A 14,824-nucleotide genomic window follows, 5' to 3' on the forward strand; every position below is an offset into this window, starting at 1 on the left:
GCTCCGCGCTCCGCCCATGCTCCACCCCACCCGCAGGCGCCTTGGCGTGCTCCCACGCACCTGGCGATTCGGCGACATCCAACGCCGCCTCGCGCCGGCAACGGGAGCGTTGGTGAGCGTGGCGCTGCTGCTGGCTGCCGCGCTGCCCCCGGCCACGCTTGAGCGCCAGGCAGCAGCGGTGGAAATCCGCGGCTCCACCTACTTCGTGAAAGCCCCGTTTCAGCTCAGCCTGATCACCTACAGCTCGAACGTCTCCCAACCCTGGCCGGAGTACTACCTCACGATTCCGATGCCGGAGCAGGCCGGTGCGGCGCTGGGAGCGCTGGAGGTTCAGCAGATCGGTGGTGCCGACTGGCAATTCGACTTCGACGCCAGCCGCACCCGCGCCTTCATCGGCAAGCCGCGCCGCGAAGGCAGGTCCGTGCCGGTGGAGGCAAGCTTCGATGAGGCGCGGCGTCAGTTTCTGATCCGCTTCCCCCAGCCGCCCATGCCCGGCGAAACCGTGACCGTGTCGCTACGGCCCGTACGCAACCCGATCGTGGCCGACACCTACCTCTACACGGTGCGGGCGTTTCCGGTGGGGCCGCAGCCGGTGGCCAGCCCCGTGGGGGTGGGCCGGGTGCGCATCTACACCCCCGACTGGTACTGATCCGGCTGCGGCAGCAGGTCTTCGCTGCTCTGGTGCAGCTCGAAATCCTCGAAGCTGAAGCCCGGCGCCACGCAGCAGTGCACCAGGGTCCAGGCGCCGCTGCTGCGGGCCGCCTGCCACCAGCCGGCCGGGATCAGCTGAAACGGCGCCTGCTGCGGACGGTCCGGGTGGCGCGGGCCGAGTTCGAGCTGCTCTGGCGGCGCGATGGCGGGATCCTCTGCCCCACGCCAGAGCAGCAGCGGCGCACCGGCCAGGTGATGCCAGCTCTCCTCGGCGCCGTTCACCCGGTGCCAGCGGCTGGTCACCCCCGCCGGCAGCAGGAAATGAATGACGGTGAAGGCGGCGCGCGCGGCGCCGTCCTCGCGGTGCACCTGCAACGGCGAGCGATGGATCTCCCGGTAGAAGCCGCCCTCCGGGTGGGGCAGCAGGTTGAGCTCGGCGATCAGCTCGTTCATCACGGCGGCAGGGGGGCAGGAGACGGGGCGGTTTCGCCCACCCGATCGAGGTCGGCCAGGCCGAGCACCGCCTCGGGATGGAGATACCACTTGAATTCCAGCCAGTTGCCGGCCGGATCAATCAGGAAGAAGCTGCGGTGCTCCAGCATCTCGCCGGCAAAGCGGGTCTTGGCAGAGACCCCGAAGCGCAGCTGCTGCTGCCGTGCCCGCTGCTCAAGGGCCTCATAGTGGCTGGCGTCGGCAACAATCAAGCCGAAGTGGCGTGGGTAAATGCCCCGCTGCGGCGGATCAGACCCCTCAGCACCCTCGGCCGGCACCAGATGGGCCACCAGCTGATGGCCACCGAGGCCCAGCACCAGGGCCGTGGCGCTGCGGCGGCCGCGCCGGCAGCCAAGGCCCTCCACATACCACCGTTCGGTGGCGTCGAGGTCGAACGCCGGAAACGAGAGATGGAACAGCGCCTGCGCGGTCATGAGGGGAAAGCGCCGGCGCGGTCATCACAGAGTGGGACGCACACGCTCGGACCAGCCTGGAGGCTTGCGTTCAGAGTCGGCGGCGGAAGCCTTCGCTGAAGCCCGCGTTGGAGGAACGCTCGTCGTCGCTGGAGCGGCGCAGTTGCCAGACGTTGCGGCCGATGCGCTCGGCCACCACACCGGCACGCCGCACCCGGGGAGCGCCGGGACGGGCGCCCAGCAGCAGACCCACCTCATGGGTGGACAGCGGAGCGCCGGTGCTGATCGCCAGCGCGATCGCTTCAAGCCGCCCCTTCATCGACTGGAGCTGCACCGGGCTTTCCAGATCGAAGCCATCGGCCTGGGCCACTGGCAGGCCGATCGCCGCGCCGCCCATGCCGCGCATCAGACCCAGACCCACCACCGCCAGCGCCTGCTCCGGCTTGACGCCCTGATCGATCGCGCCGGCGATCCAGCTGGCGAACGACCCATCCCCGCCGCCGTTCGGGTCGCGCGGGATCGGCGTGGTGGATCCGGTGGTGGCAGCGGCGGAACTGGTGCGCTTGGTGGTCATGACCGGAAAGAGACACACGTGGCCGGAAATTACCGGTTCAACTGCGTCTCAACCAGTGGGGGGCGCCACTGAACCAGTCGCCGATGTCATCATGATCGGGATGAAATGGGGCTGCAGGATCGGGATCGGCAAGATCCAGATCGCTCAGCAGGCGATCCAGGCCATCGTCTGCGTCGTGCAGACGCCGCCGCTCGGTTCGGCGCACCCAGCTGGCCACGGCGCCATCGCGGCTGGCGAACTTCTGGAGATAGATGCGTTCCTGCAGGGTCACCGGTTGGGCCGCTTCGATGCGGCGCAGGATGGCTTGCAGCTTCAAGCGGGTGGTGGGGGTGAGCATGGCGAGCGATGCAGCGGCAGGCCCCTGTGATAGCGGCGCTGGCGGCCGCTGCTGTAGCCCTTCCCACCGAGCCCCGCGCAGCCAGGCCCGGTGGGGGCTGAACGGTAGGATCCGCACCAATTGAACGCCCCACGTCCAGGGGAATCGGCCTGCGGTGCACAGGCGCGGCGGAGGCGAATCCAGCCGAATGCATCCCGTCCGCCGATCGATCCCACTGCCAGCGAACGTGTCCTTCAGCCCCGGCGACTCCAGAGCGCAGCCCGCCCGCCGGTCCAGCCTCACGCGTCTCACCGGCAGCCATAGCCCCTCGATTCAGCTGGGCGCGGAGATCGAGCTGAGGGCCTACGTGTTCCTCGATTCGCTGCAGCCCCAGCTGGCGGCCTACATGGGCACGGTGTCGCAGGGGTTCCTGCCGATCCCCGGCGATGCCTGCCTCTGGCTGGAGGTGGCACCGGGCATGGCGGTGCACCGCCTCACCGACATCGCCTTGAAGGCCAGCACCGTGCGGCTCGGCCAGAAGGTGGTGGAGCGGGCCTTCGGCTCGCTGGCGCTCTATCACCGCGATCAGAGCAGCGTGTTGCTCTCCGGCCAGGCGGTGGTGGATGCCATGGGCACCACGGTGGAGCGGCGCGGGCGTTGCGAGGTCACCTGGTCGGAGATCATCCGCGCCATCACCCCCGACCATGCGGTGCTGATCAACCGCCAGAACCGCCGCGGCTCGATGATCCAGTCGGGCATGAGCATGTTCATCCTGGAAACCGAGCCCGCCGGCTACGTGCTGATCGCCGCCAACGAGGCAGAGAAGTCGTCGAACATCACCGTGGTGGATGTGAAAGCCGTGGGCGCCTACGGCCGCCTCACCCTTGCGGGCCGCGAAGGCGACGTGGACGAAGCCTATGCCGCAGCCATGCGCGCGATCGAGGTGATCAACCGCTAGCCGCCACCCTGGCCGAAGGGTGTGGCGCTGATGATCCGGTGCGGACAGGCTCCGCAGCCGGCAGAGCTCAGACGCCCAGCAACCGGCGCAGCTCCGGGGCCAGCTGGCGGGCGGCCTTGGCGCGGCTGCCGAGCTTCTCGAGCTGATGGGTGCTCATCTCGGCCAGCGTGCAGCCAGCCTCGCGCACATGCAGCAGCGTGTTGTAGCCATAGCCAGGGGCCTGCACCGGGCGGGTAAGGATCTCGCCGCGGCAGATGCCCTCGGCTTCCAGCACGGTACGGCCGCTGGGATCCGCCAGCGCCAGCGCCGACACGATGGCGGCGCTGCGGTAGGGGGTGTCACCAAGCTCCTGCAACAGCCGGCTGACGCGCTCGGCATCGCTGGGGGCGTAGCGGGCCGAGTAGATGCCCGGCGCGCCGCCCAGGGCATCGACACACAGCCCGGAGTCATCGGCCAGGGTCCAGCGGCCGGTGAGGGCGGCCACGGTTTCCGCCTTGAGCCGGGCGTTCTCGGCGAAGGTGGCGCCCGTTTCCTCCACCTCGAGCCCATCGGGCTGAGGCAGCACCTGCAGACGAGCCGCCTCCAGCATCGCCGCAAGCTCGCGGATCTTGTGCCGGTTGCTGCTGGCGATCACCAGCAGCGGCCCCCCATCCCCAACGGCGCGGATCACCGGCTGGCGGGAGCCGGAGCACGCTTCTGACGCGGCAGCGGGCCGTCGCGGTCGGAGCGGAAGATCAGCTCCAGGCCGGCGGCATGCAGCGGCAGCAGATCAATCAGGGATTGCAGGGTCTGGCGGGTGAGCGGTGCGCCCTTGGTCATGGCTTCGCCGCTCATCAGCACCACATCCAGTTCGGGGCCATCCGACTGGGGCTGCACATCGGCGAACAGCTGCACCGCCAGCCCCTGGGGCGGCACGCGCAGCAGGCCACTCAGGTGGACGGGCCCCTGCTGATCGATTTCGGTGCCCAGCTGAACGAGCGCAGGCAGCAGAACGGGAATCAGATCCTGTTCCGCCGCCGGCCCGCGGGGCTTGAGAACCATGATCAATCGAGCCATGGGGGTCAGCGAATCCCCGCATCTTCGCTCAGCGTTCGCCCAAGCTGTCGCTGGCGCGGGCGAGCGGGGAGGCCAACCAGAGGGCTGTGGCTCAGCCCGGAGTGGCAGCGGCATGCGGCGGCTGCGCAGGCCGACGCCTTCAGCGGTGCTCGATCAACTCCGCTGTGGAGTAACGGATCTTCGCCAGGCTGGCGTACTTGTCATCAGCGGAGCGGTAGCCGGCGGCGCAGACCACTGCGCTGCGGTAGGGGGAGGCTTCAAGCCCCAGCAGCCGGTCGTAGTCGGGGGGAGAAAAGCCCTCGATCGGGCAGGTGTCGATGCCGAGCAGCGCGGCCGCCGTCATGAAGGTCCCAAGGGCGATGTACAGCTGGTTGGTGGACCACTGATCGATCAGGGCGCTGCGGGGACCATCGAGCAGGTCTTTCTGCATCATCGAGCGATAGAAGGCCAGCTGCTCGATCGGCTGCTCGCGGATCGTGCTGGTGGCCTCGATCAGGCGATCGAGATCGGCACCGTCGATCGTGCGCTTGGCCAGGAACACCACCAGATGGGAAGCGTCGGTGATCTGCGACTGGTTCCAGGAGAAGGGACGCAGCTCACTGCGCAGGGCAGGATCCTCGATCACCAGGAACTTCCACGGCTGCAGGCCGTAAGAGGAAGGGCTGAGCACCAGCGACTGCTCAAGGTTGCTCCAGAGCTCAGCGGGAATGGTGCGCGCGGCATCGAACATCTTGGTGGCGTAGCGCCACTGCAGAGCCTCCAGCACGGTGAGGGGGTCGGTGGCGGGAGTGGGACGCATGCAAGGTGGTGCCGGGTTGAGGCGATTCTGGCCACAGGTGGTGGGTTTGGCCGGCCGTGATCGATAGGCTGAGCCAATGGAAAGGCCGCCTGGCTCTGATCGGGAGGCGCTAGGGCAGAAGCGCCAGTGGGAACTCAACCGCGCCAATTTCGATGGCCACTGGCAAGGGCCCACCCGCTGGTATCTCCGTCAGCCCAGCGGCTTTGATTTCCAGCGGCCTTCGCTGGACATTCCCCAGAGCACCTATGCCATTGCGTTCAGCGATGCCGACCACGGCACCTGGCACGGCACCGGCCTGCGCTTCGCCCCTGGCAACGAGCGGATCCTGCCGCTCAGCCGCAACACCTACAACAGCAGTGGCAGCTGCTGGCAATTCCCCGGGGCGGGAGGCCAGTCGAGCCTGACGATGACCAGTGACGTGGCCCGCTGCGGCCACGAGATCAACCTGTTCAGCGGCCGCTCCCGCTCGATGCTGATCGCTCTTTTTGAGCCGATGAGTGACGGCGCCGTCCAGCTTGAATCGGTTGGCGCCACAGCGTTCCGGTGTCAGCGGGGCTCGATCGATCCGCCGCGGGGCCCGCTGGCTTCCGCTGATGAGCTGCTGGAACGGGTGTGCGGCTGGCCGGGTGAGCGGCACGTGCTTGAACCGGGGGTCTGGCCGGAGGAGCCCTCCGCTGCCGCGCCGATCAGTGGCTTTGAGCCGGCTGCGTTCGCCCTCCATTGCCACACCGCCGCCTTCGACGACAACCTGGTGTGCTCGCTGCCCGATCGCCTGCCCGCCGGACCCTTTCAGCTCCAGTTCGGCTGCCTGCTGCGGGCCGATCACTTTGCGCAGGTCTGCCTCAGTTTTGACGCCGCCCATCACCTGAGCCGCTGGGAGTTGAGCCGGCACCAGCCACCGTGAGCGCCATGACCCACTTGGCGAACCCTGCAGCGCTGATGGGCGGAGGAGGTGGCGAAAACCGACCCTTCACGCCGCTTATCCGAAATGACTATGACTTAATCTGACCGCGACGACGCCCCCAGGCGTTGCAGCGATCTGTACGTTCCGCATTCCCTTTCATGGCTGTCATCGACCGTGTTCCCAGCGTGATCTTCAAGACACGCGTGCGCGACGAATCCGTGGAGGGCCCCAACCCCTTCCGCTGGCAGGATCTGAGCACCGACGACCTGTTCAAGGGCAAGAAAGTGGTGGTGTTCTCCCTGCCCGGGGCCTTCACCCCCACCTGCTCCTCCAACCACCTGCCCCGCTATGAGGAGCTCTCCGCCGAGTTCCAGGCCCTGGGTGTGGATCAGATCGTGTGCGTCTCAGTGAACGACGCCTTCGTGATGTACCAGTGGGGCAAGCAAGTGGGCGCCGACAAGGTGTTCCTTCTGCCTGACGGCAATGGCGAATTCACCCGCAAGATGGGAATGCTGGTGGAGAAGAGCAATCTGGGCTTCGGTCTGCGCTCCTGGCGCTATTCGATGCTCGTCAATGACGGCACGATCGAGAAGCTGTTCGTGGAGCCCGGCTACGAAGACAACTGCGCCAGCGATCCGTTTGAAGTGTCGGATGCCGACACCATGCTTGCCTACCTGAAGGGCACCCAGTCGCCCGGCGTGTCAGCACCGGTGCGTGCCTTCGTGGGCTGATCGCCTCAGCTGAGCTTCCGGGCTCACCTGTTCTGCTTGCCCAGCGGTTTGCCGCTGGGCATTTTTCTTGGCTGAAGGATGTCCGAGGGAAACGATTGCGGCCCGTGGAATTCTTGAAAGCCGGGCTGATTCCTTAAGCGCCTGGCGGCACCCATCAGCTCCTTGCAACGCCACTAAGCTCCGTGCAACACCATGGCGCTGATTGGCCGCAGCCTCTCGCTTTTGGCCTGCCACTCCGCTGCTGGCCCTACCACTGCGCGCTCAGACACGCACCTGGTCTTTCGGCCACACCATTGCATCCTTGACAGCACCATGTCGATCGTGGCGGCACCTGTCAGCTGATCGACTCCGACTCGGCAACACTCTCCTTGCGGGCGCCACCGATCAGCTGCTCCACGAACAGCTTCAGCAGCAGTGATACCAGGCCGGCGCCGGCTAGCACCAGGGCCGCGCCATAGGCCAGTTCGGTGTTGTACTGCTTGTAGGCATCTTCGACGAACAGCGGCAGCGTCTGGGTCTGGCCGGCGATATTGCCGCTCACCACGGCCACCGCGCCGAATTCTCCCAGGGCGCGGGCTGTGGTGAGGATCAGCCCGTACACCACCGCCCAGCGCACCGAAGGCAAGGTCACCTTCCAGAACACCTGCCAGTTGGAGGCGCCGAGGGTGCGCGCCGCCTCTTCCTGGTCCCAGCCTTCCTCCTCCAGCAGCGGAATCACCTCCCGCGCCATGAACGGAAAGGTGACGATGATCGTGGCCAGGGCCATGCCGGGCCAGGAAAAGATGATCTTCCAGCCCAGGCTGCTGACCACACCACCGAGCAGTCCTTTTGTGGGGCTGTAGAGCAACACCAGCATCAGGCCCACCACCACCGGTGAGATCGAGAAGGGAAGGTCGATCACACTGAGCAGCAGGGCTTTGCCGCGGAACTGACGCCGAGCGATGGCCGTGGCCGCTGCCAATCCGAAGATGGTGTTGGCCGGCACGGCGATGGCGGTGCAGCGCAGTGTCAGCATCACTGCCGAGCGCAGTTCCTCGGATTGAAAGTTCTCGATGAAGGGTGCCAGCCCCTTGGCGAAGGCGCCGGCCACCACCTCCAGAGCTGGCAGCAGGATGATCACGCCCACATAAAGCATGGCGATCACGGGAATCAGGCTGGCCGCCTGAAACTTGGGCACAGGCAGGCGCAAACCACGTAACGGTGAAGGCATCGGAATCTCAGGGGAAAAGATCAATTGCTGACTGGATTGAACGGGCTGAACGCAGCCAAGGGGCGAATCAGAGACAAGGAACTGATCGCAGTCAATGGGCCGTTCAGGCGCCGGTGGCTGGGTTGGCTTCCCAGTGGCGTCCCCACACCTGCAGGCCATTGATCATCAGCAGGCTCACAAGCGAGAAGCCGAGCATCACCATGCCGATCACGGTGGCGGCTTCAAAGTCGTATTCCTCCAGCTTCTGGATGATCAACGTGGGGGTGATCAGATCCTTGAACGGCACATTGGAGGAGATCATCACCACCGAGCCGTATTCCCCCACGGCGCGGCTGTAGCCCTGGGCCACACCGGCCAGGATCGCGGGCATCAGCTGCGGCAGCACCACCTTGATCAGGGTCTGTCTGGGGCTGGCCCCCAGGCACCAGGCGGCTTCCTCCTGGTCGCGTTCCAGGGCCTCGAGCACCGGCTCCACGCTGCGCACCACGAAGGGCAGGGAGATGAACACCATCGCGATCGCCACCCCCAGCCAGGTGAACGACACCTTCAGCCCGAACAGAGCGAACAGGGGTCCGCCGATCCAGCCGTTGGTGCTGTAGATCGCCGCCAGGGCCAGGCCCGCCACGGCGGTGGGCAGGGCGAAGGGGAGGTCGATCAGGGCATCGAGCAGCCGCCGGCCGGGGAAGCTGCAGCGCACGAGGGCCCAAGCGATCACCAGCCCGAACACCCCGTTGAGCAGGGCGGCCAGCAGCGACAGGCCGAAGCTGACCCGGTAGGTGGCCAGTGCTTCGGGGGTCGTGGCAAGCCGCCAGAACTGATCCGGGCTCACGGAGGCGGCCTTGAGGGCCAGGGCTCCGAGCGGCAGGAACAGCACGAAGGCCATGTAGAGCCAGGTGATCCGCCACGACCAGCTCAATTGCAGCCAGCTGGGCAGCTCCAGTCGTCGGGCTCGGACCAGCAGGACAGGAGTCATGGCGGAAGACGGCAGCGGTTGGCGGGACCGTATCACCGTTTGCCGATTAGTTCAACGGTACGTCGGTGGGAAATAGGACTATTGCTGTAGCGTGCGGCGGTCGTTCACCGCCTCCCTCTGTCATGGGCATCCGCGTTTCCGGTGTGAGCAAACAGTTCGGTTCTTTCCGCGCCGTCGACGATGTCAGCCTTGACGTGGAAACGGGTTCGCTGGTGGCTCTGCTGGGGCCGTCCGGTTCAGGCAAAAGCACCCTGCTGCGCCTGATCGCCGGCCTTGAGGAGGCTGACGACGGCCGCATCTGGATCACCGGCGAAGAGGCCACCAGCCGCTCGGTGCAGGATCGGCAGGTGGGCTTCGTGTTCCAGCACTTCGCCCTGTTCAAGCACCGCAGCGTGCGTCAGAACGTGGGCTTCGGGCTGGAGCTGCGTGGCTGGAGCCCTGCCACGATTCGACGCCGCGTCGATGAACTGCTGGAGCTGGTGCAACTGCAGGGGTTCGGCAACCGCTACCCCTCCCAGCTCTCCGGCGGCCAGCGTCAGCGGGTGGCCCTGGCCCGGGCGCTGGCCGTACAACCCCGTGTGCTGCTTCTGGATGAACCGTTCAGCGCTCTCGACGCCAAGGTGCGCAAGGAACTGCGCGCCTGGCTGCGCAACCTGCACGACGAGATGCACGTGACCACGGTGATCGTGACCCACGACCAGGAAGAAGCCATGGAGGTGGCGGATCGCATCGTGGTGATGAACAACGGCAGGGTCGAGCAGATCGGCTCCCCCGCGGAGATCTACGACCAGCCGGCCAGCCCCTTCGTGATGAGTTTCGTGGGTGCGGTGAACGTGCTGCCAGCCCACGTTCCACTGGCCCCCAGTGGTGCCGCTGTTGCAGGCGGTGCCGCCGAGGCGGCCGCTGCTGCCGTTGCCGGCGAGCAGCAGCAGAAAGGCAATCTGTTCATCCGCCCCCATGATCTGGAGCTGCACCGCACCGCCCAGAGCGGCAGCGTGCCGGCGGTGCTGCGCCGGCTCACTCACATGGGCCGTGACATCCAGGCCGAACTGGTGCTCGGCAGTGGCGAGGTGGTGATGGCCCAGCTGCCACGCGAACGCATCGACTACCACGACCTCAAGGCCGGCGATGCCCTGCACATCACCAGCCGGGAAGCGCGCACCTTCGTGTCCGACTTCGTGATCTGAGCCTCAGCTCCGGGCGGGCGCGGTGGCAGCGCACCTGGCCGGGCCTGATGGAGCAGCAGGCGGGCCAGGCCCTGCTCCTGAACCAGCAGTGCGTCCAGCACGTCCTGGCGATCGCGGCTGTCGAGTTCGCCGTCGCCGCCCCAATGGAGGCACCAGGGAGGGGTGACGGCGCTCATGGCTGGCGGGGGATCAGCAGATCGTTGTCACCCACGGCAACGAGGCGGCCTTCGGCGCGAAAGCGGCTGAGCAGTTTGGTCACGGTGACGCGTGTGAGGCCGCAGAGTTCGGCCAGACCGCGGTGGGTGAGGTTGAGCTCACTCAACGACAGGCGGCAGCCATGGCGGTTGATCTGCCCATGGGACCGGGCGATCCAGGTGAGCAACGTCAGCAGGCGGCGATCGCCGGCGCGGATGCGCTGGATGGTGAGCAGTTCGGCCAGCATCTGGCGTTCTCTGCGCAGGTGTTGCTGCTGAAGCCCGGGCTCAAAGGTGATGTGCTCCACCACCACGGTGGTGAGGCACTGCAGTTCAAGGGGCTGGATCACGGGATCCTCAGAGGTGATCACCTCGCCAGGCCCCCAGAGGCCGAGGGCGAGGCATTCGCCTTCGAGATCCCAGGCCACAGAACGCACGTAGCCCTCATGCAGGCGCCAGCTCATCGCTTCGGGGAGCACGTCCTGAGGGTGGAGCGTCAGCTGCAAGGGGCTGTGGTGCAGGGAAGGTGTCACGGTGTCGGCGGGCGATGGGGTGGCGGTTCGGGCACGGCGAAAGCGAGCAACAGGGGCATTCGCGACGAACAGGCCATGGGGGGCAAGCAACTGCCGGAGACTATGACTTATTTCCGATCGAGGTACCGGTATTTTGAGGCACACCACCTCAGGCACAGTCGCCATAACTTGCACAAGTTCCCGATCGACGAACCGTGTTTGATTCTTCGACGCCGGCCCCCTTGCGGCGCCGCCAGTTGCTGCTCACCGGACTGGCCCTCGTGCCCCTGACGGCCGGCGCCGCCGTCCACCTGCATGGCTCCATCGCCCAGGCCCAGCAACCGCCCAAACCGATCACGCTCACGGTGGTGTCGTATGCGGTGACCAAGAACGCCTATGACCAGATCTTCCGGCTGTTCGCCGCCGACTGGAAACAGAAGACCGGCCAGACCGTGACCTTCCGCGGCAGCTATGGCGGCTCCGGCAGCCAGGCCCGTGCCGTGATCGATGGGCTGGAGGCCGATGTGGTGAGCCTGGCCCTGGCCGCCGACACGCTGGCGATCGAACGGGCCGGCCTGATCAGGCCGGGCTGGCAGAACCGACTGCCCAACAATGCGGCACCGATCCACTCCACGGTGGTGGCCTTCGTGCGCAAGGGGAACCCCAAACGGATCAACAGCTGGGCTGATCTCGCACGCCCTGATGTGAATCTGGTGGCTGCCAATCCCAAAACATCAGGGGGCGCCCGCTGGAACTTCGTGGCCCTCTGGGGAGCCGTCACCCAGTCGCCGGGCGGCAGCGAGACCAAGGCCAGAAGCTTCATCCGGGATGTCTATAAGAACGCCGAAGTTCTGCCAAAAGATGCCCGCGAAGCCACCGACTTCTTCCTCAAGCGCAACCAGGGAGATGTGCTGCTCAACTGGGAAACCGAAGCGATCCTGGCCAGGCGCAAAGGGGAGTGGAAGGAACCCTGGAAAACCTTCTCGCCCAATGTGCTGACGGCCCAGCCCGTGGCCGTCGTGGACAGGGTGGTCGACCGGCGTGGCAGCCGTCGGGTGGCGGAGGCCTTCACCCGGTTTCTCTACACCGCTCCAGCTCAGAGAGTGTTCGTGGACAACGGCTTCCGGCCCGCCACCGCCGCCGGCAAGGCTCTGGCCCGGGGAAGATTCCCCGCCTTCAAGGCCTTCACGATCGACACCTTCGGCGGCTGGCCTGCGGTGACCAGCAAGTTCTTTGCCAATGGCGCCATCTGGGATCAGATCTTCCGCGCCACCCGCTGAGCAGCGGCGCCAGTCCCAGTTTCAACTCCAGCCCCAGCCCATGCGGCCTGGGGCCGATGGCTTGAACACAGTTTCCGATCGGATTGCCGTGGTATCTTTAGGGCGAGTTCCCGACCGGAAAACGTGGTTAAGTCTTCCCTGCGCCTGCTCGCCCTTTCCGCAGCAGGTTCCCTGCTGCTGCTGACCAGCTGCGGCGGCTCGACGCCAGCCCCGGACGCCGCTGGCGACGCGGCCGGCAGCGGCGGCGAACGGCAGGAGCTGTTGCTGGTCAGCTACGCCGTCACCAAGGGCGCCTACGACCGCCTGCTGCCGAAGTTCATCGCGTCCTGGAAGGAGAAAACCGGCCAGGAGCTCGCGATCAAAACCAGCTACGGCGGTTCCGGCACCCAGACCCGGGCAGTGATCGATGGCCTCGATGCCGATGTGGTCACCCTGGCCCTGGCCGCGGACGTGCACAAACTCGAGGAGTCCGGGTTTGTGGATCCCGGCTGGGAAAAGGAATTCCCCAACGCGAGCATCATCACCAACTCCGCCGTGGCCTTCCTGGTGCGGCCCGGCAACCCCAAGGACATCTCCAGCTGGGCCGATCTGAACAAGCCCGGCATCACGGTGGTAACGGCCAACCCGAAAACCTCCGGGGGAGCCCGCTGGAATTTTCTGGGCCTGTGGGGCTCGGTGACCCAGTCCGGAGGCAGCCAGCAAAAGGCCGAGACGTTTGTCTCCAGCGTGTACAGGAACGTCGATAACCTGCCCAAGGATGCCCGCGAAGCCTCCGACGTGTTCCTCAAGCGCGACCAGGGGGATGTGCTGTTGAATTACGAAAACGAGGCGATCCTGGCCACCCGCAGCGGTGTGCTCAAGGATCCCTTCGTGGTGCCGGAGCTCAACATCCGCATCGAAGGTCCTGTGGCCGTGGTCGACAAGGTGGTGGAGCGCAAGGGCACGCGCAAGGCCGCCGAGGCCCTGGCCGCCTATCTGTTCAGCGAAGAGGCCCAGGCCGTCTTTGCCGAGGAGGGATTCCGCCCCACCAACCCCACGGTCTGGGCGCGCGTGAAGGGTCGCTTTGCCCCAGTGAAGACCTTCTTCACGGTGGCCGACTTCGGCGGTTGGCCCAAGGTGAACAAAGAGTTCTTCGGCGACGGCGGGCTCTGGGACCGTCTATTCGCCAACACCCGCTGAGCCGACCATGTGTGAGCTGCTGGCCCTGAACGCCAATACCCCCACCGACATGGGCTTCTCCTTCCGGGGGCTGAGCCGCCGCGGGGGGGCCACCGGCGAGCATGCCGACGGCTGGGGGCTGGCCAGCTTCACCCCCGATGGCCATGGCCTCACCGTGCTGCGGGAGGACGCCCCCGCCGCCTTCTCCGCCCTGGCGGATCAGCTGGCGGAGCGCTCTCCCAAGGCACTGGTGAGCATCGCCCACATCCGCAAGGCCACCCGCGGTGTGGTGGCCCTCGACAACTGCCATCCCTTCTCCCGTTCCTGGCAGGGCCAGCGCTGGGTGTTCGCCCACAACGGGGATCTGCAGGGGGAGATTCCGCTGGGAGATCAGCACCGCCCCTGCGGCAGCACCGACAGCGAAGCAGCCTTCTGCTGGATCCTGCAGCAGCTCGATGCGGCCCAGCCCGATCCGGAGAATCCCGCCGCCCTCTTCGAGTTGTTGCACCACTGCGCCGCCGAGCTGGCACAGAGGGGCACCTTCAATGTGCTGGTCAGCAATGGCCGCTGGCTGTTCGCCAGCGCCACCACCCGGCTGCACTGGCTCACCCGCCGGGCGCCGTTTGGCAGGGCCACCCTGGCCGATCTGCCCCTGCAGGTGGATTTTTCCTGCGTGACAACCGCCAAGGATGTGGTGACAATCCTCAGCACCGAGCCGCTCACCACCGATGAACAGTGGCAGCCCTTCGCGCGCGGGGAATCCATGCTGCTGATCGACGGGGAAATCCGGCGCCGCCTGCAGCCCGGCAGGAAGGAATTGCAGAGCCTTCAGGTGTGAGCGTGGCGCTCAGGGTTTGTGCGTGAGCTCACAACTCAGGCTGCTGATGCAAGCCCGCAAGTCAGCAGCGAGCGCTCAGATGTAAAACATCGGCTGGGGCTGGAGCCGTTTGTTTCGTTCCACCAGCAGATCGGCCAGGGTGGTGCTGGAGAGCAACGACGCGCGCGCCTCCTCCAGCTTCTGATCCAATGCCTTGAGCACCTGAAATTCCGGGTCGTCGCGGTCGCCCTGGCGCTCATTGCTGGATTCACCTTCCAGGCAGATCTCCACCGCAGCGATGGTGATGTCCCCGGGCGGCCGGGCTAGCTGGAAACCACCGCGTGGTCCACGGATGCTGGTCAGAAACCCATCCTTGCGCAGGGCCGTAAGCATCTGCTCGAGATAGCGCACCGGAATGCCATGCCGGCGACAGATGTCACCGGTCTGCCGCAGTTCACCGGTGCCATGGGCATCGGCCAGATCGATCAGGGCGATCAGGCCATATTCCGTTTTCGCGCTGAACGCCATGGCCCTTGTCACCGACGTTCCACTGTGCCAGGCAAAAGACACTTCACCGGTAGGAAAGCCTGCCCAGGCCT

General features: G+C 66.4%; 19 protein-coding genes. 8 read left to right on the forward strand and 11 right to left on the reverse strand.

Features of this window, described 5'->3' with window-relative positions; all coding sequences use genetic code 11:
* Positions 1 to 16 precede the first annotated feature (16 nt).
* Positions 17 to 649, forward strand: a complete 633-nt coding sequence (locus KBZ19_RS01525) for a DUF2808 domain-containing protein (RefSeq protein ID WP_255099492.1) — start codon at positions 17 to 19, stop codon at positions 647 to 649.
* On the opposite strand, the gene KBZ19_RS01530 is transcribed toward KBZ19_RS01525, so the two are convergent.
* From KBZ19_RS01530 to KBZ19_RS01545, 4 genes are all read right to left on the reverse strand, one after another.
* Entirely contained in the window at positions 628 to 1,104 is a 477-nt protein-coding gene (locus tag KBZ19_RS01530) for a cupin domain-containing protein (RefSeq protein WP_255099493.1), read from the reverse strand. The genes KBZ19_RS01525 and KBZ19_RS01530 overlap by 22 nt on opposite strands.
* On the reverse strand, positions 1,104 to 1,577 hold the full coding sequence (locus tag KBZ19_RS01535; protein ID WP_094510842.1) for a VOC family protein: 474 nt from the start codon (positions 1,575 to 1,577) through the stop codon (positions 1,104 to 1,106). Before KBZ19_RS01535 ends, KBZ19_RS01530 begins: the two co-directional genes overlap by 1 nt.
* A 70-nt stretch (positions 1,578 to 1,647) precedes the next feature.
* Positions 1,648 to 2,130 carry a hypothetical protein gene (locus KBZ19_RS01540; protein ID WP_233132800.1) on the reverse strand — a complete coding sequence of 161 codons (483 nt, stop codon included), beginning with the start codon at positions 2,128 to 2,130 and terminating at the stop codon, positions 1,648 to 1,650.
* 37 nt (positions 2,131 to 2,167) lie between these two features.
* Positions 2,168 to 2,467, reverse strand: coding sequence for a hypothetical protein (locus KBZ19_RS01545; protein WP_255099494.1), 300 nt, complete (start codon positions 2,465 to 2,467; stop codon positions 2,168 to 2,170).
* A gap of 226 nt (positions 2,468 to 2,693) precedes the next feature.
* Between KBZ19_RS01545 and KBZ19_RS01550 the strand changes: the two genes are divergently transcribed.
* Positions 2,694 to 3,404, forward strand: a complete 711-nt coding sequence (locus KBZ19_RS01550) for a BMC domain-containing protein (protein WP_094510844.1) — start codon at positions 2,694 to 2,696, stop codon at positions 3,402 to 3,404.
* 67 nt (positions 3,405 to 3,471) lie between these two features.
* On the opposite strand, the gene rdgB is transcribed toward KBZ19_RS01550, so the two are convergent.
* The 3 genes from rdgB to KBZ19_RS01565 all read right to left on the reverse strand — a co-directional run bounded on the left by rdgB (position 3,472) and on the right by KBZ19_RS01565 (position 5,259).
* Positions 3,472 to 4,074, reverse strand: a complete 603-nt coding sequence (gene rdgB / locus KBZ19_RS01555) for an RdgB/HAM1 family non-canonical purine NTP pyrophosphatase (protein WP_255099495.1) — start codon at positions 4,072 to 4,074, stop codon at positions 3,472 to 3,474.
* A complete protein-coding gene (locus KBZ19_RS01560) occupies positions 4,071 to 4,445 on the reverse strand; it encodes a hypothetical protein (RefSeq protein ID WP_144036908.1) in 375 nt (124 codons plus the stop codon). The genes rdgB and KBZ19_RS01560 overlap by 4 nt, the downstream gene beginning before the upstream one ends.
* 154 nt (positions 4,446 to 4,599) lie before the next feature.
* A complete protein-coding gene (locus KBZ19_RS01565) occupies positions 4,600 to 5,259 on the reverse strand; it encodes an NAD(P)H-dependent oxidoreductase (RefSeq protein WP_094510846.1) in 660 nt (219 codons plus the stop codon).
* 76 nt (positions 5,260 to 5,335) lie between these two features.
* Between KBZ19_RS01565 and KBZ19_RS01570 the strand changes: the two genes are divergently transcribed.
* Both KBZ19_RS01570 and KBZ19_RS01575 read left to right on the forward strand, forming a co-directional pair.
* The gene (locus KBZ19_RS01570) at positions 5,336 to 6,163 is read left to right on the forward strand and encodes a hypothetical protein (protein WP_255099496.1); all 828 of its coding nucleotides are present in this window, start codon (positions 5,336 to 5,338) and stop codon (positions 6,161 to 6,163) included.
* A gap of 158 nt (positions 6,164 to 6,321) precedes the next feature.
* Positions 6,322 to 6,894 carry a peroxiredoxin gene (locus tag KBZ19_RS01575; RefSeq protein WP_094510848.1) on the forward strand — a complete coding sequence of 191 codons (573 nt, stop codon included), beginning with the start codon at positions 6,322 to 6,324 and terminating at the stop codon, positions 6,892 to 6,894.
* A 334-nt stretch (positions 6,895 to 7,228) separates the two neighbouring features.
* Here the strand turns inward: KBZ19_RS01575 and KBZ19_RS01580 are convergent, their stop codons facing one another.
* Both KBZ19_RS01580 and cysT read right to left on the reverse strand, forming a co-directional pair.
* Complete coding sequence (locus KBZ19_RS01580) at positions 7,229 to 8,104, reverse strand: sulfate ABC transporter permease (protein WP_399220072.1); 876 nt, start codon at positions 8,102 to 8,104, stop codon at positions 7,229 to 7,231.
* A 103-nt stretch (positions 8,105 to 8,207) separates the two neighbouring features.
* Positions 8,208 to 9,077 carry a sulfate ABC transporter permease subunit CysT gene (gene cysT, locus KBZ19_RS01585; protein ID WP_255099498.1) on the reverse strand — a complete coding sequence of 290 codons (870 nt, stop codon included), beginning with the start codon at positions 9,075 to 9,077 and terminating at the stop codon, positions 8,208 to 8,210.
* A 122-nt stretch (positions 9,078 to 9,199) separates the two neighbouring features.
* Between cysT and KBZ19_RS01590 the strand changes: the two genes are divergently transcribed.
* A complete protein-coding gene (locus KBZ19_RS01590; protein ID WP_255099499.1) occupies positions 9,200 to 10,264 on the forward strand; it encodes a sulfate/molybdate ABC transporter ATP-binding protein in 1,065 nt (354 codons plus the stop codon).
* A 172-nt stretch (positions 10,265 to 10,436) separates the two neighbouring features.
* Here KBZ19_RS01590 and KBZ19_RS15070 read toward each other — a convergent pair whose 3' ends face one another.
* On the reverse strand, positions 10,437 to 10,991 hold the full coding sequence (locus KBZ19_RS15070) for a Crp/Fnr family transcriptional regulator (protein ID WP_144036909.1): 555 nt from the start codon (positions 10,989 to 10,991) through the stop codon (positions 10,437 to 10,439).
* Positions 10,992 to 11,185: 194 nt separating this feature from the next.
* Here KBZ19_RS15070 and KBZ19_RS01600 point away from each other — a divergent pair, with 194 nt between their 5' ends.
* The 3 genes from KBZ19_RS01600 to KBZ19_RS01610 all read left to right on the forward strand — a co-directional run bounded on the left by KBZ19_RS01600 (position 11,186) and on the right by KBZ19_RS01610 (position 14,246).
* Positions 11,186 to 12,250 carry a sulfate ABC transporter substrate-binding protein gene (locus tag KBZ19_RS01600; RefSeq protein WP_255099500.1) on the forward strand — a complete coding sequence of 355 codons (1,065 nt, stop codon included), beginning with the start codon at positions 11,186 to 11,188 and terminating at the stop codon, positions 12,248 to 12,250.
* A gap of 123 nt (positions 12,251 to 12,373) precedes the next feature.
* On the forward strand, positions 12,374 to 13,429 hold the full coding sequence (locus tag KBZ19_RS01605; RefSeq protein ID WP_255099501.1) for a sulfate ABC transporter substrate-binding protein: 1,056 nt from the start codon (positions 12,374 to 12,376) through the stop codon (positions 13,427 to 13,429).
* 7 nt (positions 13,430 to 13,436) lie between these two features.
* Entirely contained in the window at positions 13,437 to 14,246 is an 810-nt protein-coding gene (locus tag KBZ19_RS01610; protein WP_255099502.1) for a class II glutamine amidotransferase, read from the forward strand.
* A 75-nt stretch (positions 14,247 to 14,321) separates the two neighbouring features.
* On the opposite strand, the gene KBZ19_RS01615 is transcribed toward KBZ19_RS01610, so the two are convergent.
* A complete protein-coding gene (locus tag KBZ19_RS01615) occupies positions 14,322 to 14,753 on the reverse strand; it encodes an Rrf2 family transcriptional regulator (RefSeq protein ID WP_255099503.1) in 432 nt (143 codons plus the stop codon).
* Between the last annotated feature and the right edge of the window lie 71 nt (positions 14,754 to 14,824).

Origin of the sequence: Synechococcus sp. L2F (assembly GCF_024345695.1) — a bacterium.
Classification (GTDB): domain Bacteria; phylum Cyanobacteriota; class Cyanobacteriia; order PCC-6307; family Cyanobiaceae; genus MW101C3.